This window comes from Nocardia sp. NPDC058114 (genome assembly GCF_042884695.1).
In the GTDB taxonomy this organism is placed as follows: Bacteria; Actinomycetota; Actinomycetes; order Mycobacteriales; family Mycobacteriaceae; genus Nocardia.
The window spans coordinates 170,616-190,552 of the sequence record NZ_JBHVTK010000002.1; the positions used below are offsets into that span (position 1 = coordinate 170,616).

17 protein-coding genes are annotated in these 19,937 nt (G+C 66.5%); 8 read left to right on the forward strand and 9 right to left on the reverse strand.

Going from position 1 to position 19,937, the window contains the following annotated elements:
• Positions 1-77: 77 nt before the first annotated feature.
• Entirely contained in the window at positions 78-359 is a 282-nt protein-coding gene (locus ACFVVI_RS09345) for a hypothetical protein (RefSeq protein ID WP_378990155.1), read from the forward strand.
• A gap of 89 nt (positions 360-448) precedes the next feature.
• Here the strand turns inward: ACFVVI_RS09345 and ACFVVI_RS09350 are convergent, their stop codons facing one another.
• The 7 genes from ACFVVI_RS09350 to ACFVVI_RS09380 all read right to left on the reverse strand — a co-directional run bounded on the left by ACFVVI_RS09350 (position 449) and on the right by ACFVVI_RS09380 (position 7,237).
• Positions 449-901, reverse strand: coding sequence for a MarR family winged helix-turn-helix transcriptional regulator (locus ACFVVI_RS09350; RefSeq protein ID WP_379318283.1), 453 nt, complete (start codon positions 899-901; stop codon positions 449-451).
• Positions 902-987: 86 nt separating this feature from the next.
• Positions 988-1,812: an enoyl-CoA hydratase-related protein gene (locus ACFVVI_RS09355; protein ID WP_387444769.1), complete on the reverse strand. Its 825-nt coding sequence runs from the start codon at positions 1,810-1,812 to the stop codon at positions 988-990.
• A 14-nt stretch (positions 1,813-1,826) separates the two neighbouring features.
• Positions 1,827-2,447 (reverse strand): QsdR family transcriptional regulator, encoded by a 621-nt coding sequence (locus ACFVVI_RS09360; RefSeq protein WP_378990151.1) that lies wholly within the window; start codon positions 2,445-2,447, stop codon positions 1,827-1,829.
• A gap of 2 nt (positions 2,448-2,449) precedes the next feature.
• On the reverse strand, positions 2,450-3,598 hold the full coding sequence (locus tag ACFVVI_RS09365) for an acyl-CoA dehydrogenase family protein (RefSeq protein WP_387444771.1): 1,149 nt from the start codon (positions 3,596-3,598) through the stop codon (positions 2,450-2,452).
• Positions 3,598-4,827 carry an acyl-CoA dehydrogenase family protein gene (locus tag ACFVVI_RS09370; RefSeq protein ID WP_387444774.1) on the reverse strand — a complete coding sequence of 410 codons (1,230 nt, stop codon included), beginning with the start codon at positions 4,825-4,827 and terminating at the stop codon, positions 3,598-3,600. Before ACFVVI_RS09370 ends, ACFVVI_RS09365 begins: the two co-directional genes overlap by 1 nt.
• Before the next feature lie 124 nt (positions 4,828-4,951).
• Complete coding sequence (gene hpnE / locus ACFVVI_RS09375) at positions 4,952-6,361, reverse strand: hydroxysqualene dehydroxylase HpnE (protein WP_378990148.1); 1,410 nt, start codon at positions 6,359-6,361, stop codon at positions 4,952-4,954.
• Positions 6,362-6,580: 219 nt separating this feature from the next.
• Entirely contained in the window at positions 6,581-7,237 is a 657-nt protein-coding gene (locus ACFVVI_RS09380) for a TetR/AcrR family transcriptional regulator (RefSeq protein ID WP_378990433.1), read from the reverse strand.
• A gap of 78 nt (positions 7,238-7,315) precedes the next feature.
• Here ACFVVI_RS09380 and ACFVVI_RS09385 point away from each other — a divergent pair, with 78 nt between their 5' ends.
• Both ACFVVI_RS09385 and ACFVVI_RS09390 read left to right on the forward strand, forming a co-directional pair.
• On the forward strand, positions 7,316-8,530 hold the full coding sequence (locus ACFVVI_RS09385) for an acetyl-CoA C-acetyltransferase (protein ID WP_378629992.1): 1,215 nt from the start codon (positions 7,316-7,318) through the stop codon (positions 8,528-8,530).
• 37 nt (positions 8,531-8,567) lie between these two features.
• The gene (locus tag ACFVVI_RS09390; RefSeq protein WP_387444777.1) at positions 8,568-10,733 is read left to right on the forward strand and encodes a 3-hydroxyacyl-CoA dehydrogenase NAD-binding domain-containing protein; all 2,166 of its coding nucleotides are present in this window, start codon (positions 8,568-8,570) and stop codon (positions 10,731-10,733) included.
• Positions 10,734-10,804: 71 nt separating this feature from the next.
• On the opposite strand, the gene ACFVVI_RS09395 is transcribed toward ACFVVI_RS09390, so the two are convergent.
• Both ACFVVI_RS09395 and ACFVVI_RS09400 read right to left on the reverse strand, forming a co-directional pair.
• Positions 10,805-11,953: an acyl-CoA dehydrogenase family protein gene (locus tag ACFVVI_RS09395; RefSeq protein WP_387444780.1), complete on the reverse strand. Its 1,149-nt coding sequence runs from the start codon at positions 11,951-11,953 to the stop codon at positions 10,805-10,807.
• Positions 11,954-12,057: 104 nt separating this feature from the next.
• Positions 12,058-13,116 carry an AraC family transcriptional regulator gene (locus tag ACFVVI_RS09400; protein ID WP_387444783.1) on the reverse strand — a complete coding sequence of 353 codons (1,059 nt, stop codon included), beginning with the start codon at positions 13,114-13,116 and terminating at the stop codon, positions 12,058-12,060.
• 111 nt (positions 13,117-13,227) lie between these two features.
• Here ACFVVI_RS09400 and ACFVVI_RS09405 point away from each other — a divergent pair, with 111 nt between their 5' ends.
• The 5 genes from ACFVVI_RS09405 (at position 13,228) to ACFVVI_RS09425 (ending at position 19,868) form a co-directional block, all read left to right on the forward strand.
• Positions 13,228-14,712: a flavin-containing monooxygenase gene (locus ACFVVI_RS09405; RefSeq protein ID WP_378990141.1), complete on the forward strand. Its 1,485-nt coding sequence runs from the start codon at positions 13,228-13,230 to the stop codon at positions 14,710-14,712.
• 34 nt (positions 14,713-14,746) lie between these two features.
• Positions 14,747-16,399, forward strand: coding sequence for an acyl-CoA synthetase (locus tag ACFVVI_RS09410; protein ID WP_387444785.1), 1,653 nt, complete (start codon positions 14,747-14,749; stop codon positions 16,397-16,399).
• A gap of 5 nt (positions 16,400-16,404) precedes the next feature.
• Entirely contained in the window at positions 16,405-18,075 is a 1,671-nt protein-coding gene (locus ACFVVI_RS09415; RefSeq protein ID WP_387444788.1) for a GMC oxidoreductase, read from the forward strand.
• 180 nt (positions 18,076-18,255) lie between these two features.
• Positions 18,256-19,122: an oxygenase MpaB family protein gene (locus tag ACFVVI_RS09420; RefSeq protein WP_378990135.1), complete on the forward strand. Its 867-nt coding sequence runs from the start codon at positions 18,256-18,258 to the stop codon at positions 19,120-19,122.
• A 71-nt stretch (positions 19,123-19,193) separates the two neighbouring features.
• Positions 19,194-19,868: a TetR/AcrR family transcriptional regulator gene (locus tag ACFVVI_RS09425; RefSeq protein WP_387444792.1), complete on the forward strand. Its 675-nt coding sequence runs from the start codon at positions 19,194-19,196 to the stop codon at positions 19,866-19,868.
• The last annotated feature ends 69 nt before the right edge of the window (positions 19,869-19,937 follow it).

Here is a 19,937-nt window from a genome sequence, read left to right on the forward strand (position 1 = left end):
GGCGAGAACGATCTCCGCGTTCGGTCGTGGTGGTACGAAAGGTGCCGGGCGCCCGGTGGGTGTAGGACGATGAGGGCGTGAATGCTCCTGCGCCCGGGCCTGTTTTCGATGTCATCGCCGTGTTGAACGGTGCGGTGGACCTGCGGTCCTATCCGCGTCGCAACCTGGTGCTGAGCTCACCGCAGACCGGCGGCTTTGTGTTCGGTTCGGCCGCGTATCAGCGCGCGATCTTCGAACCTGTCGTGCACCTGCTCAACGGTGTCGAGATGCTCGAATCGCAGGGGTGGCAACTGGTCAGCGTGGTCGAGCGCAACATCGACAACGTCTACTACACGCTCGCCTTCATGCGCCGGATCTGAGGCGGATCCAGCCACGACGGCCGCCTGACATCGCCGTGGCCGGTGAGCTCGAGGCGAGCCGACCGGTCCATCACGCCCTGGCGAGACGATCATTCAGGAAGGGGTTCCGCCTCGCCGATGTGGCTCATGATCACCACGGCCTGCCTCAGCAGGGTGGCCTGCTCGTCGGAGAGCTTGCTCAACTGCCCGGCGAGCCAGGCATCACGAGCCGAGACTTTGTCGGTCAGCAGTGACCGGCCCGATCGCGAGGCCGCGACGACGACCTGCCTGCCGTCGGACGGGTGGGGTCTGCGCTCGATCAGTCCCAGCGCGGCCAACGCGTTGATCGTGCGCGTCATCGATGGCGGCCGCACTCCTTCTTTGACGGCGAGCGCGCCCGAGGACATGGCGCCGTCGCGGACGAGGGTGGTGAGCGCTGAGCGTTGGACCAACGAGATCGGCTGGTCGGTGTGATGCAGGCGCAGGAGGCGATCGAGTCTCACAGTCAGTAAGGACAGCGCCCCGGCCACAGCCGCGGTATTCGAGTTCGGTGACACAATCATGAACTTTACGAACAAAAATGCCCGCTGTCCCGGCCGGGGACAGTCCTCAGCCGGGCGGGACAGCCTGCCGAAGCAGCTGCGCCAGTTCAGGACAGCCAATCGTCGAGGTGGGGGAGTTCGGTGGCCACAGTGCCGGTGAAGCGAGGTGGGCGCTTCTGGAGGAAGGACATGATGCCTTCGCGGAGGTCGGCACTGGAGAAAGCGTAGGAGATGAGGCGGGCGTCGAGTGCGAAGACGTCGTCGGGGGTCTTGTCGCCGGACATGGCGACCAGCCCGCGACGGATGGCGGCTACGGAGACGGGGGCGACCTGGGTTGTCAGTTCCGCGGCAAGGGCCCGAGCGGCGGGCAGGAGGTCTTCGGGGGCGTGCAGGCTGGTGACCAGGCCTGCGGCGAGGGCCTCGTCGGCGCCGAAAACGCGGCCGGTGATCATCCACTCCTTGGCTTTGGCCAGGCTGACGATGCGCGGCAGGAACCAGAGCGAACCACCCTCGGGGAACAGGCCCCGGCGGGCGAAGACGAAACCGAAGCGAGAATCGGTTGCGGCAAGGCGGAAGTCGGCGGCGAGGGTCATGGAGAGGCCGACACCGATGGCGGCGCCCTGCATGGCGACGATGACGGGTTTGTTCAGGTCGGTCATCGGGCGCACGACCCGGGTGGACCATTCGACCCAGTCGGGATCGGTGACGTCCTCCTCGGATCCGTCCGCTGTGAGATCCATGCCGACGCAGAAGTCACGTCCCTCGGCGGCGAGGATCACCGCGCGAACGGCGTCGTCGCGGTCGGCTTCGGTGAAGGCAGCGCCGAGTTCGTCGGCCATCGCGGTGGTGAAGCCGTTGCGCGCCTCGGGACGGTTCAGCGTGATGGTGGCGACAGCCGCGTCAACGCTGTAAATGATGGTTTTGTAGGACAATTCGACTCCTCGGTTCAGCGTTTGCCGGATGCGGCGGACACGAGCAGCTCGACCATGGCGGTGGCCTTGCCGGACTGTGGCGGGTCGCCGGTGATGATGTCGCTCCAGACGAAAGCTTCGCCGACGCGCACGATCGCGTAGGCGAGATCGCGGACTTCGATACGCGGATCCAGATCGGGCAGGTCGGTCAGTCGTGAGGCGACCCAGTCGATCATTCGGCCCTGGACGACGGAGTATCCGGAAGTCAGTACGCGCAGGCCGTATTCCGGGTCGTCGGCGACGAATCGGGTCAGCGGTTCGAAGGTGCGGACCGTATCCGCGAGGGTGCCGAAGTGGCGGACGAAGCGTCCGGCGGGATCCTCGGACACACTCGCGCCACGTGCCTCGACGCGACCGATCGCCTCCGCGATGATCCGCCACACCACTTCACCGATGACGACTTCCCGGCTTCCCCACCAGCGATACAGCGTGGCGCGGCCGATCCCGGATGTCCGGGCCAGCTGTTGCATATCGATTCGGCGGCCCTCGAGGAACCACCGGCGCGCGAGGTCGACAACATCCTCGCGCGCCGGTTTCGCAGGTGTGCTCGAGGCCGGGTCCTCCGGTTGCGGCGACGAACTTTCGCCGCTGGTCACGACTACGGCCTCGTCAGCTCGGCGTAGCGAGCGAGGTGGTGGTCGGTGGATCCGAATTCGTGCTCGATCGCGGTCAGCCGCTTGAAGTAGTGGCCGACGGCGAGTTCTTCGGTCATGCCCATCGCACCGTGTAGCTGAACGGAGTTCTGGCCGATGAATCGAGCGGCACGGCTGACGGTGACCTTGGCCGCGGATGCCGCCCGCGCCCGAACCGCCGGTGCCGCGTTCAGTGCGTGGATCGCCAGATACGCTGCGGCGATCGCCTGCTCGAGCTCCATGTACATATCGACCATGCGGTGCTGCAGAACCTGGAAGCTGCCGATCGGCTGACCGAATTGCCGGCGTTGCTTGGCGTATTCGACGGTATCCGCCACCACCTTGCGCATGCATCCGACCGCTTCCGAGGCAATCGCCGCGATCGCCTCGTCGGCTGTGGCCTCGATCGACGACCATGCCTGGCCTTCCGCTCCGAGCAGTGCGGCGGCGGGCAATCGGAATTCGGTGAAGGTGATATCGGAACCGGCCCGGTCGTCGATCGTCCGGTAGGAGTGGATTTCGACCCCGGCCGGCGGATTCGCCGCATCGAACTCGCTGAGGAACAACGAGATGCCGGATTCGTCGCGCCGGGCACCCGAGGTGCGCGCACTGATGATCAGATGGGTCGCCAACGGCGCACTGGTCACGACGGTCTTGCTGCCGTCGATCACCCACGAATCGCCGTCGCGGCGCGCGGTCGTCGAAAGATCGTGCATCGCATGACCCGACGTCGGCTCGAGTGCGGCGAACGCGGTGCGCGCCGTACCGGCCACGATCTGCCGCACCAGTGCATCGGCAGCCGTCCCACCGCAGCGTTGCAGCAGACCCGCCCCGATGATGACCGTGTCGACATAAGGTTCGACGACGAGCGCACGCCCGAGTTCCTCGGCGATGACCATCATTTCGACCGGCCCACCGCCCATACCGTCGACATTCTCGGGCAGGGTCGCACCGAGGATGCCCAACTCTTCGGCGAAACCGCGCCACACCGCGGGCTGCCACCCCGCGCCGGACTTGACCGCGCTCCGACTCTGCTCCAGGTCGTACCGGGCACCGAGGAATCCGGCCACCGAATCACGCAGGAGTTCTTGCTCTTTGGTGAAGGTGAAGTCCATCAGAGCCCCAATGCTGCCTTGGCGAGAATATTTCGCTGAATTTCGTTGCTGCCCGCGTAGATCGAGCCTGCCCGGTCGTTGAAGTAGCGCAGCGGTGCGACGGCCTGCCACTCGTCGCCGCTGCGGTAGCCGTCGGCCGGTGGCTGGAATCCGGCGATCGGGCCGCCGGGTTTCGTCGCATGCGGTTGGTACACCCGCCCGCGCGGTCCCGCTGCCTCGAGTGCCAATTCGGTGATCTTCTGGCTCAGTTCGGTGGCCAGGATCTTGAGCATCGACGAGGCGGGGCCGGGGTTCTTGCCCTGCGCCAGTACCGACAGCGTTCGGTACTCGAGGATCTCGAGTACCTCGGTGCGAATCCGTGCCTCGGCCAGCTTCGCCGCGAAGGTGGTGTCATCGATCAGCGGATTGCCGTCCGGGCCGGTCTGCCCGGCTGCCGCGGTCGCGACTTCCTGGGCCATCACCTGCAACATCGGCGACAGTGCCCCACCACGTTCGTGTACGAGCAGATACTTCGCCACGGTCCAGCCGTCGTCGATCTGGCCGAGCACATTGCTTTTCGGCACTCGGACGCCGTCGAAGAAGACCTGGTTCTGCACCTGCTCACCGGAGGTCATCACCAGCGGGCGGATCTCGATACCCGGCGAGGTCATATCGATGAGCACGAAGGTGATGCCCTCCTGCTTCTTCCCCTCGCGCGATGTGCGCACGAGGCAGAAGATCCAATTCGCCTCGGTCGCGTGGGTGGTCCAGATCTTGCTTCCGGTGCACACGAAGTCCTCGCCGTCGTCGACGGCGGCCATCGTCAGCGATGCCAGATCGGAACCGGATTCCGGCTCCGAATACCCCTGACAGAAGAACACCTCACCGGTGAGAATCCGTGGCAGGTAGTACGCCTTCTGCTCGGTCGTGCCGAAGGCGACGATCGCGGGCGCGACCATTCTGATGCCCATCGGCGACAGCGCGGGCGCACCGGCCTGCATCAGTTCCCGGCCGAAGATGTAGTGCTGGGTGAGGCTCCAGTCGCAGCCGCCGTATTCGACCGGCCATGCCGGTGCCGCCCAGCCGCGATCGTGAAGAATGTGCTGCCACTTCATGCTGGCTTCGTGATCCGGATAGACGCTGGTCGCCAAGTGTCCGGCACGGCGTAGATCGGGTGTCAGGTTCTCGTCGAGAAAGGTGCGAACCTCGTCTCGAAAGGAGAGATCAGCCGCTGACCAGTCGTAATCCATCAACCCTCCCGGAGGGATGTGCTCCATTGCGCCCATGCAGACCTGCGGTCGCGTGAGACACAATGTACTTCTGTCTCAGTCCGGAATCAAGGGATGTTGAGGTGTCAGTTCCTAGAATGGAGAGTCACTTAATTCTGCTGTCGCCGGTATGGGGGACGAGATATTCGTGGACTGCGCCGACGGCGCGGACCGCGCTCTCGGCAGCGGCCTCCATCGTCGAGGGCATGCCGGTCTCGGTCCAGTCGCCCGCGAGGAACAGGCCCTCGATCGGCGTGCGCTGCGGCAGGCGCAGCGCGTCGAAACCGGGCTGCGCCGAGAAGGTCGCCTGCGGCTGATGGATGACGTGGGTGCGCAGCACCTGCGCCTCGGCGAACTCGGGGTAGTGCTCGGCCAGCGATCGCAGTGCCGCCGCGGTGAATTCGGCGTTGGGCAGATGGACGACATCCCACGAGGCGCTCACGGCCAGTGAGTAACAGTGCCCTGCCTCGGTCTCGACGCCGTGCATCCCCGTGGTGTCGAAAACCCACTCGATGGTGGTGTCGCGCAGATTCTCCGCGAGCCTGCGCATCCTGAGCGGACGATCCAGCCACACATACACGCTCGAGATCGGAGCGGGCTCGATCTTGCGCACGGGAGTGAAGTGGTCGTACTGCCCGAGCCGGCCGCGATCGAGCAGTGTTGTCAGCGACCACGGCGGCAAGGTGAGAACCGCCGCGTCCACCTCGATGACCCGCCCGTCGGAGAGTTGCACACCGGCGAGCCCGTCGTCGACGATCTCGAGATCGGTGACTCCGGCACCGACGACGATCTCCGCGCCGTGTGCCCTCAGATAGCGTTCGGCGGGTGCGACGAACAACTCGTGCAGACTCACCCGCGGCCAGACCGCGTCACCGGCCCTGCTGTTCCCTGACAGCGCGCGCTTGCCGATCCAGTGCAGGGTCTGGACGAACAGGGAGGCCGACACCCGCTCGGTCTTCTCGTTGAGCAGACCGATGACGAACTGATCGAGCACCAGCGCGCGCAACGATTGCGGTGCACCGATCTGCCTGAACCAGCGGTCGACGGTCAGGTCGTCGAGCTCCGGTGCCGGGCGCAGCGCGGCGCGGGCGATCCGCGCCCAGGTGCGCAGGGCGGCGGGCCGTTCGCGCAGCGGGATCGGTGGCCACACCATCCAGGACAGCCCGACGGCGCGGCGCAGCGTGCCCGGCAGCCAGGCGGGCGCGCGCAGGGTCAGCAGCCGGTCGGGCCCGGTCCTGATCGCGAACGGCGGGGCGTCCCAGAAGAGTTGCTCGCGCGTGCCGATGGTATCGACGTAGCGCAGCAGTGCGTCATAGCAACCGGCGAACAGGTGCTGACCGTTGTCGACCCTGCCTTCGATACCGGGCACCTCGAACGAGATCGTGCGACCGCCGAGGCGTCCTCGCTTCTCGACGAGGGTGACGCGGTGGCCTGTCTCCGCGAGCCAGACCGCCGTGGCCAATCCGGCCAGGCCCGCCCCCGCGACCAGGACGTGCGGGGATTCTTGCTGCCCCATCGGTACCTCCGGGCAATCGATGAATGTGAGAATGAATGAGAGAATTTGTCAGTCATACTCGCACAACGTCGATATGTTCGTACAGAATGGAAACCGCTCGTGCGGAACGGAACTCGCTGCCCGGCCGATCGCGGCTGAGGCGCGAAGCGCTCGCGTCCGAAAGGAGTCAGCACGTGCGCGGCGGTAGGAGTGCGCCGCGCGGTTGATCGGGGCGTCGGGCTAGCTCCGGCGCCTCAGGAGGCTTTCGGGTCCCAGGATCTGCTCGACGACGGCGAGGAAGATCTCGGTCGATTCGTCGACGAGCTCGTCTCTGGTCAGATCGAGTGCTCCGTTGAGCCAGCCGTACACGGTCTCGTACAGCCCGCCGACGAGGTGCATGGCGGCGAGCTCGCCGTACGCCCCCGCGGCTCCGGTGCTTTCGGGGCTGAGTTGCTTGTTCACCGTCGCCAGCACCAGCGCGGCGAAGCCGCGGATCGTCGCCGTGCGGCGTGCGTTGAGGGCGGGGTTGAGCTGGGCTTCGGTGAAGGCGATGCGGATCAGTCGCGGGTCGTCGGCGACCGCCTGCAGGCCCGCGGCGATGGCCGCGTGCACCTTGTCGCGCAGGGGGTCGGGGGCGGCGCGCACACGGACGGCGATGAGCTCGGTCAGCTCACCGATGACCTGGTCGTAGACCTCGGTGACGACGGCGTCCAGGTTGGTGAAGCTCTCGTAGAAGTATCGCTCGGTCAGTCCGGCCTGGCGGCAGAGGCCGCCGACGGTGAGCCGGGCCGAGCCCTGGGTGCCGACGATCTCCCTGGCGGCCTCCAGGAACGTGACCCGGCGCTGCGCGCGCCGCTGTTCGGCAGGCACACCCGCGTACGCACGATCCTTGACCATGCGCCGAGTCTGCCACAAAGCCTTGTCAGATTTCCAAATCTGCTGCATCCTGTTGTCAGATTCGAGCGAGGAGAGAGAATCATGACCGAGGCATTCATCTACGAGGCGATCCGCACGCCGCGTGGGCGTGGCAAGAAGACCGGCGCCCTGCACGGCGTCAAGCCGCTCGACCTGGTGGTCGGGCTCATCGACGAACTGAAGACCCGCCATCCCGGACTCGATCCGGCGGCGATCGATGACATCGTGCTCGGCGTCGTGTCGCCGGTCGGCGATCAGGGCGCCGATATCGCCAAGACCGCCGCCTTGGCGGCCGGGCTGCCCGACACCGTCGCCGGCGTGCAGCTCAACCGGTTCTGCGGCTCGGGCCTCGAAGCCGTCAACACTGCCGCCCAGAAGGTGCGGTCGGGCTGGGAGCAGCTCGTCATCGCCGGTGGCGTGGAGTCGATGTCGCGGGTTCCGCTCGGCTCCGACGGCGGCGCGTGGGCGATGGATCCGGTCACCAACTACGACACCTACTTTGTGCCGCAGGGTGTCGGCGCGGACCTGATCGCCACGATCGAGGGTTTCACCCGTGAGGACGTCGACGCCTTCGCGGTGCGCTCGCAGCGCAAGGCCGCCGCCGCCTGGTCGGGTGGCTACTTCGCCAAATCCATTGTCCCGGTGCGTGATATCAACGGCGCGGTGCTGCTCGACCACGACGAGTTCATGCGCCCCGACACCACAGTGGAAAGCCTGGCCGGGCTGACCCCGTCGTTCGCGGCGATGGGGGAGATGGGCGGCTTCGACGCCGTCGCGATGCAGCGCTACCACCACGTCGAGAAGATCACCCACGTCCACCACGCCGGCAACTCCTCCGGCATCGTCGACGGTTCGGCGCTGGTACTCATCGGCAGTGAATCCGCCGGTGTCGCCGCGGGTCTCACGCCGCGTGCCCGAGTCGTCGCCTCCGCGGTGAGCGGCGCCGATTCCACGATCATGCTGACCGGCCCGGTCCCGGCGACCGAGAAGGTGCTGGCGCTGGCCGGGCTCACGGTCGACGACATCGACCTGTTCGAACTCAACGAGGCCTTCGCCTCGGTGGTGCTCAACTTCCAGAAGAAGCTGAACATCCCCGACGAGAAGCTCAACGTCAACGGCGGCGCCATCGCCATGGGCCACCCGCTCGGCGCCACCGGGGCCATGATCACCGGAACCATGGTCGACGAGCTCGAGCGACGAGGAGCGCGCCGCGCGCTGATCACGCTGTGCATCGGCGGTGGCATGGGCATCGCCACCATCATCGAGCGCGTCTGAGCGTCGGACTCCGATACCGAAGGAACAACGAAAAGCAATGACTGACAACATGATTGCCTGGGAACTCGGCGCCGATCGGGTGCTCGTGCTCACGATGGACGACCCGAACCAGTCGACCAATACGATGACCGAGGCGTTCGCGCGCGACCTCACCGCGACCGTCGACCGGCTCGAGGCCGAGCGCGACAGCTTCGACGGGGTCATCCTCACTTCTGGCAAGGACACGTTCTTCGCCGGCGGTGACCTGAACCTGCTGATGAACGCGACACCGGAGACCGCACCGCAGATCGCACTCGGCCTCGACACCTACAAGGCGGCGTTCCGTCGGCTCGAGACGTTGGGTAAGCCGGTGGTCGCCGCGATCAACGGCACCGCGCTCGGCGGCGGTTTCGAGGTCGCGCTGGCGACCCATCACCGGATCGCGCTCGACGCCAAGGGCAGCCTGCTCGGCCTGCCCGAGGTCACCTTCGGTCTGCTGCCCGGTGCCGGTGGTGTCACCCGGACAGTTCGGCTGCTCGGTATCACCAGCGCGGTGCTCAACGTCGTGGGCCAGGGCCAGCGGATGAAGCCCGCGAAGGCGTTGCAGGTCGGCATCGTTCACGAAGTCGCCGCCACCCGCGAGGAGATGTTCGACAAGGCTCGCGCCTGGATCGCGGCCAACCCCGAGGCCGCGCAGCCGTGGGACGTGAAGGGCTACAAAGTCCCCGGCGGCACCCCGTCGAGCCCGGCGGTGGCGGCCAACCTGCCCGCGTTCCCGGCGAATGTGCGCAAGCAGCTCAAGGGTTCGCCGATGCCCGCACCGATCGCGGTGCTCGCGACCGCGGTGGAGGGCGCGCAGGTCGATATCGACACCGCGTTCGCGATCGAGACCCGCTACTGCACCCACCTGATCTGTGGCCAGGTCTCGACGAACATGATCAAGTCACTGTTCTTCGATCTGGGCACGATCAACAAGGGCGGCAGCCGCCCCGAAGGCTTCCCCGTGCGCACGCCGGAGAAGGTCCTCGTGCTCGGCGCGGGCATGATGGGCGCGGGCATCGCCTATGTGCAGGCCCGCGCCGGCATGCAGGTCGTGCTCAAGGATGTCACGATCGAGGCGGCCGAGCGCGGAAAGGCCTACTCGGCCAAGCTGCTCGACAAGGCCCTGCGCAAGGGCGCGATCACCCAGGACAAGTACGACGAGATCCTCGGTCGCATCCACCCGTCCGCGGACCCGGCCGACGCCGCGGGTTGCGACTTCGTCGTCGAGGCGGTGTTCGAGGATCCGGGTCTGAAGAAGAAGGTGTTCGGCGAGATCGAACATCTGGTGAACGCGGACGCGCTGCTCGGATCCAACACCTCGACCCTGCCGATCACCGATCTGTCCACGGGCGTGCAGCGGCCGAAGGACTTCATCGGACTGCACTTCTTCTCCCCGGTGGACAAGATGCCGCTGGTCGAGATCGTCGTCGGCGAGCAGACCAGCGACGAGGCGATCGCCCGTGCCGTCGATTACACCCTCGCCATCAAGAAGACCCCGATCGTGGTCAACGACAGTCGCGGCTTCTTCACCAGCCGGGTGATCGGCCAGTTCATGGACGAGGCGATCTCGCTGGTCGCCGAGGGCGTGCATCCGGCCTCGGTCGAACAGGCCGCCACCCAGGCCGGGTACCCGGTCGGTGCGCTGGCGCTGGCCGATGAGATCAACATGAAGCTGGCGCAGAAGATCCGGCGCAGCCTGAAGGAGAATCTGCTCGCCGAGGGCAAGAACTGGGTCGACTCGAAGGCGTACCCGCTCGTCGACGCGATGGTCGACGACTTCGAGCGCCCGGGCCGGCTCGAGGGTCGCGGCTTCTACGAATACGACGCCGACGGCAAGAAGCTGGGCCTGTGGCCGGGACTGGTCGAGAAGTACACCCGCGACGATCACGGCATCGCGTTCATCGACATGCAGGAACGGATGCTGTTCGCCGAATCCCTCGATACCGTGCGGTGTTTCGACGAGGGTGTGCTGCGCACCGTGCCGGACGCGAACATCGGTTCCATCTTCGGCATCGGGTTCCCGGCCTGGACCGGCGGCGTCATCCAGTACATCAACCAGTACGCGGGCGGTCTGGCCGGCTTCGTCGCGCGTGCCGATGAGCTGCGGGCCGCCTACGGCGACCGGTTCGAGGTCCCGGAGTCGTTGCGAGTCAAGGCCGCCGCCGGGGAAACTCTCGGCTGACGGTCACGACGACGAACAGAACCCCCGCCGCCCGGGAATACCGGGCGGCGGGGGTTCTGTGCTGGAACGGGCTACAGCGAACGGGCGATCAGTTCCTTCATGATCTCGTTCGTTCCCGCGAGAATACGAAGCACCCGCGCACTGGTGAAGATCTCCGAGATCGGGTACTCGGTCATGAACCCGTATCCGCCGAACAGCTGCAAGCAGCGGTCGGCGACCACGCTCAACTGATCGGTGAGCCAGTATTTGGCCATCGACGCCGTTGCCACATCGAGCTCGCCCGCCAGGTGGTCGGTGAGGCAGTCATCGAGAAAGACGCGACCGATTCTGGCGATGGTGGCGCACTCGGCGAGCTCGAACTTGGTGTTCTGGAAGCCGAGCAGCGACTTTCCGAACGCTTGCCGATCCTTGGTGTAGGCGATGGTCATCGCGACCGCGGCCTCCATCGACGCCACGGCCATCACCGCGCAGACGAGTCGCTCCTGCTGGAGCAGCTTCATCATCTGATAGAAGCCCTGGCCCTCGGCCTCGCCGAGCAGGTTGCCGACCGGCACCCGCAGGCCGTCGAAGAACAGCTCGGCGGTGTCCTGGCCGGTGCCGCCGATCTTGGACAGGGTCCGCCCGCGGGTGAAGCCGGGGGTGTCGTCACCGACCTCCGCGACGATGAGCGACACCCCGGCGGCGCCCTTGTCGGGGTCGGTCTTGGCGGCGATGATGACCGCGTCGCAGAGCGCGCCGTTGCTGATGAACATCTTCGAACCGGTGATGACGTACTCGTCGCCGTCGCGCACCGCCCTGGTCTGAATGTTCTGCAGGTCCGATCCCGTTCCCGGTTCGGTCATCGCGATCGAGAGCAGGCACTCGCCGCTGACCACCTTGGGCAGCAGGCGCGCCTTGAGCTCTTCGGCGGCGAACTCGACGAGGTAGGGCGCGATGATCCCGGAGTGGATCGCGAGGCCCATGGAGGTGTCGCCTGCCTTCGACTGGGCCTCGATGATCGCCGCCTCGTGGGCGAAGGTGCCGCCTCCGCCGCCGTACTCTTCGGGAACAGACGGGGCCAGCAACCCGAGCTTGCCTGCTTTGAGGTAGAGGTCACGGTCGGGGTGACCCTGCTGTTTGTACCGCTCGGCGCCAGGAAGCACCTCTTTCTCGAAGAACTTCGTCGCGAGTTCGCGAACGGCTTCGATCTCATCGTCTACCCAGCCCGCTTGTGCGGTCATCCGTGCCTCCCAGGACGCAATCTGCCTCAATCTGCGGAAACAGATTGTCAGATATATTGGCACGGCGTCAATAGGGAATGCTCGGCGGTCGGTGGTCGCCGTGATCAGCGGCGACCCCGGGTGCGCCGGTAGGCGGCCGGAGTGGTGGCCGTCCAGCGCTTGAAGGCGCGGATGAAGGGGGCCGCCTCGGTGTAGCCGAGCCGCACGGCGATCTCCTCGACCGAGAGTGCGGTGGCGGTCAGCATGTCCTCGGCCAGACCGCGCCGCGCCTCGTCGAGCAGGACGCGGTAGCTGGTGCCGTCGGTGGCGAGATGCCGTCGTAGCGTGCGGCCGGTGGTGCCGAGGTCGTGGGCGACCGCGTCCAGCGACGGCGGAATCGCGATTCCCGCGGTACCGGTGCCTGCCAGCAGATGGTCGCGAACCTCGGCTGCTATCCCGGTGCGGGTGGTCCGGCGGTCGATCAGTTCACGGCATTGCGCCAGGCACAGGGCCAGCGTGGCCTGATTCGCCTGTGGCAGTGGCTGATTCAGGGTTTCGGCGGTGATCGTGATACTGGTTTCGGCCTGCCCGTATCGGGGGTCCACGCCCAGGATCGCGGCGATGTCGTCGCCATAGCCGGGTTCCGGGAACGCGAACCGCGCCTGGTGGATATCCACCGGTCGGCCGAGCAGGTCGTCGAGCACCCGATGCATCGCGAAGGTGTCGCGTTCGACGAGGAACTGCTGGACGTCATCCGGGATCCGATCGTGTCGGATCCGGGCAACCATCTGCTGGTCGTGGAACTCCACGACCGGTGTGCAGAACGCGAAGCTCAACTGGAAGTAGCTCAGCGCCAAGGAGATCGCCTCGCCGAGGGTGGGGCTGGTGATCCAGGCGTAGCCGTAGATACCGAAGGCGCTGATGCGGTAACTGCGCCCCACCTCGATGCCGAGCGCTGGCCGGGTTCCGAGTTCGCGCAGCAGATTGCGAACCACCAGCAATTCCGTGCGGGCATCGATCTGGCGGTCGGCGGAGTCGAGGTCGGCGACGGACAGACCCGTACCGGCGAGGATCGACGTGGCGTCGGCTCCGTGTTCGACGGCGAACCGGTGCATCACGGCGACGCTGGCAACACCCCGGGGGAAGTCCCACGTGTCCACTGCTGGTTCCTGTCGCGCGCGCATGCCTTCCATTATGGCCTGAAATGTCAATTTTCTGTCCGCGGGCATCCTCGTTCTCGCGTCCGCGGCGACCTACCGTTGACCGCAGAGATCACTGACACGAGGAGCTGGGCTATGCGCACTCGGACAATGCCGTCCGCTGTCATCATCGGCACCGGGTTCGGCGGCCTCGGCATGGCGATGGAACTGCTGCGCCACGGCTTCGACGACCTCGTCATCCTGGAGCGGGCGTCGGATGTGGGTGGGGTGTGGCGGGAGAACACCTACCCGGGCGCCGGGTGCGATATTCCCTCCCCGCTCTACTCGTACTCGTATGCGCCGAAATCCGATTGGCCCAAGCGGTTCTCGGGACAGCCCGATATCCACGCGTATCTGCGGGATGTGGCGCGCGACAACGGCCTGCGCGAGCGGATCCGGTTCGGGTCCGAGGTGACCGAAGCCGAATTCGACGATGCGAGCGGGAAATGGACGGTGCGCACCGCCGACGGCTACGAGGCAACCACCGACGTGCTGATTTCCGCGGTCGGTCAGCTCTCGCGGCCCGCGCTGCCCACCATCGCCGGGATCAGTTCGTTCGCCGGACCCGCCTTCCACTCCGCGGAGTGGGACCACAGCGTCGACCTGACGGACAAGCGGGTCGCCGTTGTCGGCACCGGTGCCAGCGCGATCCAGTTCGTGCCCGCGATCCAGCCGCAGGTGGGGGCCCTGACACTGTTCCAGCGCTCGGCGGCGTGGGTGCTGCCCAAGCCCGATGTCGAGTACAAGGCGTGGCATCACCGGATGTTCGCGACGGTGCCGCCGGTTCGCCTCGCCGAGCGATTCGCGGTCTGGGCCCTGTGCGAGTTTCTGTCACTGGGCATCGCTGATGTCACCGCGATCAGGGGCCTGGTCACCAGGATCGCCGTGAACCATCTGCGCACGCAGGTCAGCGACCCGCAACTGCGCGCGAAACTGACGCCCGACTACCCGGCCGGCTGCAAACGTGGGCTGTTCTCCAACAACTACTATCCGGCACTCACCCAGCCGAACGTGCGGGTGGAGACGACCGAGATCGCCGAAGTCGTGCCGACCGGGGTGAAAACCGCCGACGGCGTGCTGCACGAAGTCGACGTGATCATCTACGGAACCGGGTTCAAGGGCACCGAATTCCTGTGGCCGGTGGCGATTCGCGGCGCGAACGGGCGCAAGCTCGAGGACGAGTGGCAGGGCGGTGCCCGCGCCTACCACGGCATCACGGTGCCCGGCTTCCCGAACATGTTCATGGTGTACGGGCCCAATACGAACCTGGGCGTCGGCTCGATCGTCTACATGATCGAATCGCAGGCTCGCTACATCCGCCAGGCGCTCGAGGAACTGTCCCGCCACCCGGCGCACACCCTCGATGTCCGGCGTGCGGTGGCCGAGGAATACGACGTGAAGCTGCAAGCCCGGCTCGCCCGTACGCCGTGGGGTCTGTGCTCGAGCTGGTATCGCAACGCCGCGGGCCGGATCACCAACAACTGGCCGGGCGCGGTCCTGAGTTATCGACTACAGACCCGAGCCCTGCGCCCCGAGCACTATCACCTGACCACCAACACGACAACGCCTGCGGGCCAGTGATATTCGCGGACCGGAATTCGAAAGAGGCTCATCGATGAAGCTGACCAACGGCACCGCGGCCGAGGTACGCGAGAAGGTGCGGGCGGTGCGCCGGTTGCACCAGACCGGCCTGATCGACCTGTGGCGACCGCGCCGGATCAAGCGCATGATCGCGCTCAACAACTCCTACGGCCCACAAGCGGCGATGATCAGCGCCGGTGCGGCCGATCGGCCCGACGAACCCGCGCTGGCCGATGAGCGCGGCGTGCTGACCTACCGCGAGCTCGACGAACAGTCCAACGCCTTGGCCCACGGTCTGCTCGGGCAGGGCCTGCGCGGCGGCGAGGTGGTCGGCGTGCTGGCCCGTGACCATCGTGGCCTGGTGCTGGCGATGGTGGCGGCAGGCAAGGCAGGGTTGCGGCTGGCCATGCTGAACACCAGTTTCGCCAAGCCGCAACTCACCGAAGTCGCTGTGCGGGAGAAGGTTCGCGCGATTCTGTTCGACAGTGAATTCGCCGGGCTCATCGATGCCCTGCCCGAGACGATGCCCCGGATCCTCACCTGGGTCGACGCGGAACACACGCCGCTGCCGAGCACGGTGACCATCGACATGCTGGTGTCGGCGAACACTGGTGCCCCGCTGCCCCCGCCGGACCGGCCCGCGGGCTTCATCATCCTCACCAGCGGCACCACCGGCCTGCCCAAGGGTGCGCCGCGCACCAAGGTCTCTCCGTTCGCCACCGCCCTGGTCGTCGACCGGGTGCCGTTCCCTCGCGGTGGGGTCGTCATGATCGCGACTCCGGTTTTCCACACCACCGGGATGGGGACCTGGACGATAGCCAGCGCGCTCGGTGCCGAGATCGTGCTGCGGCGCCGCTTCGACGCGCAGGCCACCTTGGCGGCGATCGAGCGGCATTCGGTCGAGATGCTGGTCGCGGTGCCGACCCAGTTGAACCGCATTCTCGCGCTCGGTCCCGACGTCATCGCCGAGTACGACACCTCGACGCTGCGCACGGTTTTCGTCGGCGGCGCACCGCTGCCCCCCGACCTGGCGATCCGATGGCAGGATGCGTTCGGTGACGTGCTCTACAACGGGTACGGCTCCACCGAGGTCGCGATCACCGCTGTCGCCCAGCCGCACGAATTGCGTCGTGCGCCGGGCACCGTCGGGCGGGCACCGGTCACCGCGCGCATCGCGCTCTACGACAGCGACGATCGCCGAATCACCGCGGCGAACGTCTCGGGGCGAATCTTCGCCCGCACCGTCGCCCCGTTCGAGGGGTACACCGACGGGAAGACCAAACAGATCATCGACGGGTACATGTCGACCGGGGACATGGGCCACTTCGACGCCGATGGGCTGCTGTTCATCGACGGCCGCGACGACGACATGGTCGTCTGCGGTGGCGAGAACGTCTATCCGCTGGAGGTGGAGAATCTGCTGGCGGGTCGCGCCGATATCGCCGATGTCGCGGTGATCGGTGTCGACGACGCTGACTTCGGACAGCGGCTGCGCGCCTTCGTCGTCGCCGCCACGGACGACAAGCCGGACGCGCAGGAGATCAAGAACTACGTCAAGGACAACCTCGCCAGGTACAAGGTGCCCCGTGACGTGGTGTTCCTCGACGAGATGCCCCGCAATCCCACCGGCAAGATCGTGCGCAAGGCGCTGACCGAGTACGTCGTCGATGGACACGGGGGGCGGTGAGCATCATGACCGAATACGACTACGACGCGATTGTGATCGGTTCCGGCTTCGGCGGCAGCGTCACCGCGCTGCGGCTGACCGAGAAGGGCTACCGCGTCGGTGTTCTCGAATCCGGGCGGCGATGGAATCCCGAGGATTTCCCGAAGTCCAACTGGAATATCCGCAAGTCGCTGTGGATGCCCCGACTCGGCTTGACCGGGCCGCAGCGGATCAGCGTTCTCGGCAAGTGCGCGGTGTTCAGCGGGTCGGGTGTCGGTGGTGGGTCGGTGATCTACGGCAACACCCTGTACGAGCCGCTGCCCGCGTTCTACGAAGACCGTGCGTGGTCGCACATCACGGACTGGAAATCGGAGCTGGCGCCGTATTACGACCAGGCCAAGCGGATGCTCGGCGTGCAAACCAATCCGCGCGTCGGGCCCAAAGATGAAGTGCTGCTGAAGATTGCCGAGGGCCGCGGGGTTGCCGACACGTTCCATCGCACGAATGTCGGGGTCTTCTTCAACGAGGGTGCGGAGGGCGCGGAGGTGCCCGATCCGTACTTCGGTGGTGCCGGGCCGACGCGCGCGGGCTGCATTCATTGCTCCGAATGCCTGACCGGCTGCACACACAATGCCAAGAACACCACCACGGTGAACTATCTGTACCTGGCCGAACGCAACGGTGCCGAAGTGCACCCGCTCACCACGGTCACCTCGGTGCGGCCGGACGGCAACGGCGGCTACCTCGTGGAGACCATGCGGTCGGGCGGTATCGTCCGCCGGAACCGGCGCCGGTTCACGGCGCGCCAGGTCGTCTTCGCCGCGGCTGCGTTGGGTACCCAGAAGTTGCTGCACCGCATGCGAAACGATGGTGTGCTGCCCGGGTTGTCGCCTCGGCTCGGGGAGCTGACCAGAAGCAATTCCGAGGCGGTGGTCGCGGTATGCAGTCGTAGCCGGTACGACCTGTCCCAGGGTGTGGCGATCACCTCCTCGATTCATCCCGAGCCGCACACCCATATCGAGGTGTGCTCGTACGGCAAAGGACAGAACGCGCTGTTCACCCAGGGCCTGCCGATGGTCGACGGCGGCGCGTTCCGGATGCTGCGGCTACTGCTCATGGTGGCGGCGCATCCGCTCGAGTTCATCCGGTTGAAGAATGTCCACCGTGCTGCCGAGCGCTCGGTCGTGCTGCTCGTGATGCAATCGCTCGACAACTCGCTGACCTCCTTCTTGAAAGGCCGGCGTCTGGTCACCAGACAGGGGTCGGGGGAGCCGAATCCCGAGTGGATCCCGATCGCGCACGAGATCGCTCGGGAGTACGCCGCCGAAATCGATGGTGACGCGGGAAATCTGGTCACCGACCTGCTGGGTATTCCGGCCACCGCGCACTACATCGGCGGCGCGACCATCGGTGACTCCGCCGACACCGGCGTGGTCGACCCCTGGCAGCGGGTCTACGGATATCCAGGCCTGCACATCGCCGACGGCAGTGCGGTCACGGCCAATCTCGGGGTGAACCCGTCGTTGACCATCACCGCGCAAGCAGAGCGCGCGATGGCGTTCTGGCCCAACAAGGGTGATGCCGACCCCCGTCCCGTGCTGGGTTCTGCTTACGTCCGCCTCGCACCGATCCTGCCCAAGCGGCCCGCTGTTCCCGCTACCGCGCCCGCGGCACTGCGCTACTCGGTTCAGGGTTGACCGCACCATCGTCGAACCACCACGACGCCCCGCAGCGCTTCGGCGCTGCGGGGCGTCGGTGCGTAGCGGCACTGACCGAAAGGCCCCACTGAGTCGATTAGTCGAATACCATCTCACTGTATCATTGCCTTAGTGGCTCTCAGAAGAAGGAGGCGCAGGACTATGCGTCAAGTGTCAACGGTGACCGATCCTGTGACGGCGAGCGATGTCGACGGAGTCCTGCGGTGTCGATACGGCACCGTCGAGGACTTCGACATCGAGCGATTCCTCGACGGGATCGGCGCCTTCGCCGGGGCGGGCGCGAATGTGATCGTGCAGCTCGCGAACCGGCCGGTGGGCTACGGCGTCGTCGAGAGCACCGTCGACTCCGGCCGCGCCGACGTCCATCCGTGGAAGCGGTTGCGCACCACGCTGACCTACATCGCGGTGGCGATGCTCGGTACCGAGCAGGACCGGGACGAGTATCGACAGGCCGTGGGTAGCGTCCATCGACGCGTTCGTTCCGCGCCCGGCGCCGAGGTGAAGTACAACGCGTTCGACCCCGAACTGCAGAAGTGGGTCGCGGTCTGCCTGTGCTGGGGAGTCATGGATACCCACGAACGCCTCTACGGGCCACTGGACAGGGCCACCAAAGAGGTCTTCGTGCAGTACGGGGCCAGATTCGGCACCGGGTTGCAGATGAGGCCCGACATGTGGTTTGCCGACCTGGCGGCTTTCGACAGCTACTTCGAATCGGGGCTGGCGAACATGCAGATCGACGACCTGGTCGCCGAATATCTGCGCAAGCTGGTCGGATTGCGCAATGTTCCGAGGCCGCGTCGGCTTGCCGACTTTCATCGTTTCGCCGTCACCGGACTGCTGCCCGAAACCATGCGCGCACAGCTCTACCTTCCGTGGACCGACGAACAGGAGCGGCGGCATCGGCTGATGTTCCGTGCCATCGGGGCCGTCTACGGACGGCTACCCGTCCGTGCGCGGATCGTGCCGTACTCGACGATGCTGCGGGACATGCGGCGGCGTCAGCGGCTCGGCCGCCCCCTGGTCTGACAGAGTCGAGGTTGCGGGCTACCGGCAGACCACATTATGTTCGGGCTCTTGTCAGCTGAGGGGAATGGGATATGGCCGAGTCGATCAGGTTGCTGGCACGTATTCGCGGACACGGCGGTGTCGAGCGCGATAACGCCGACGTCCTGAACGGCGCCTTGGCCGCGTTTCTGGACTTCGGGATCAAGCGCACCAGCATGGCTGAAGTAGCCCGCCGTGGCGGTCTGTCCCTGGCGACGCTGTATCGCCGGTTCGGTGGGAAGACCGACGTGGTCCAGGCGGTGGGGCTCTGGCAGGTGCGCCACCTGCTGGAGCAGGCCGACGCCTCGATGCGCCGGCAGGCCGACGAGGGCGCCAGCGCCGAAGACCAGATCGTCGAACTGTTCGTTGCCTTCGCCCTCGGCTTGCGGAACAACCCGTTGCTCGACCGCCTCCTCGCCACCGACGCCGCCACCGTCCTGCCCTACCTCACCACCGGTGGAGCGCCGGTGATCGAGCTCGGTCGCGACTTCCTGGCCGAGTTCATCACCCGCTTGCAGGAGGCGGGCAAGCTCCCCGCCTACGACCCGCTCCCCGTTGCCGAGTTGGTGGCGCGTACCGCGCTCTCGCTGGTGCTGACCAGGCCGACGGTCATCCCGCTCGACGACGAGGCGGCAGCGCGCCGATTCGCCCGCGATCACATCGCACCCGGGTTCCGTCCGCTGGACGTGCGCACGGCGACCCAGGAGACCGGCGCCGCGCCTCGCTGATTCCCTGGCGTGGGGCAGCGACCACCGTGTGCCGCGGACGGATGTCTCACCGGCTCGGTGAGACATCCG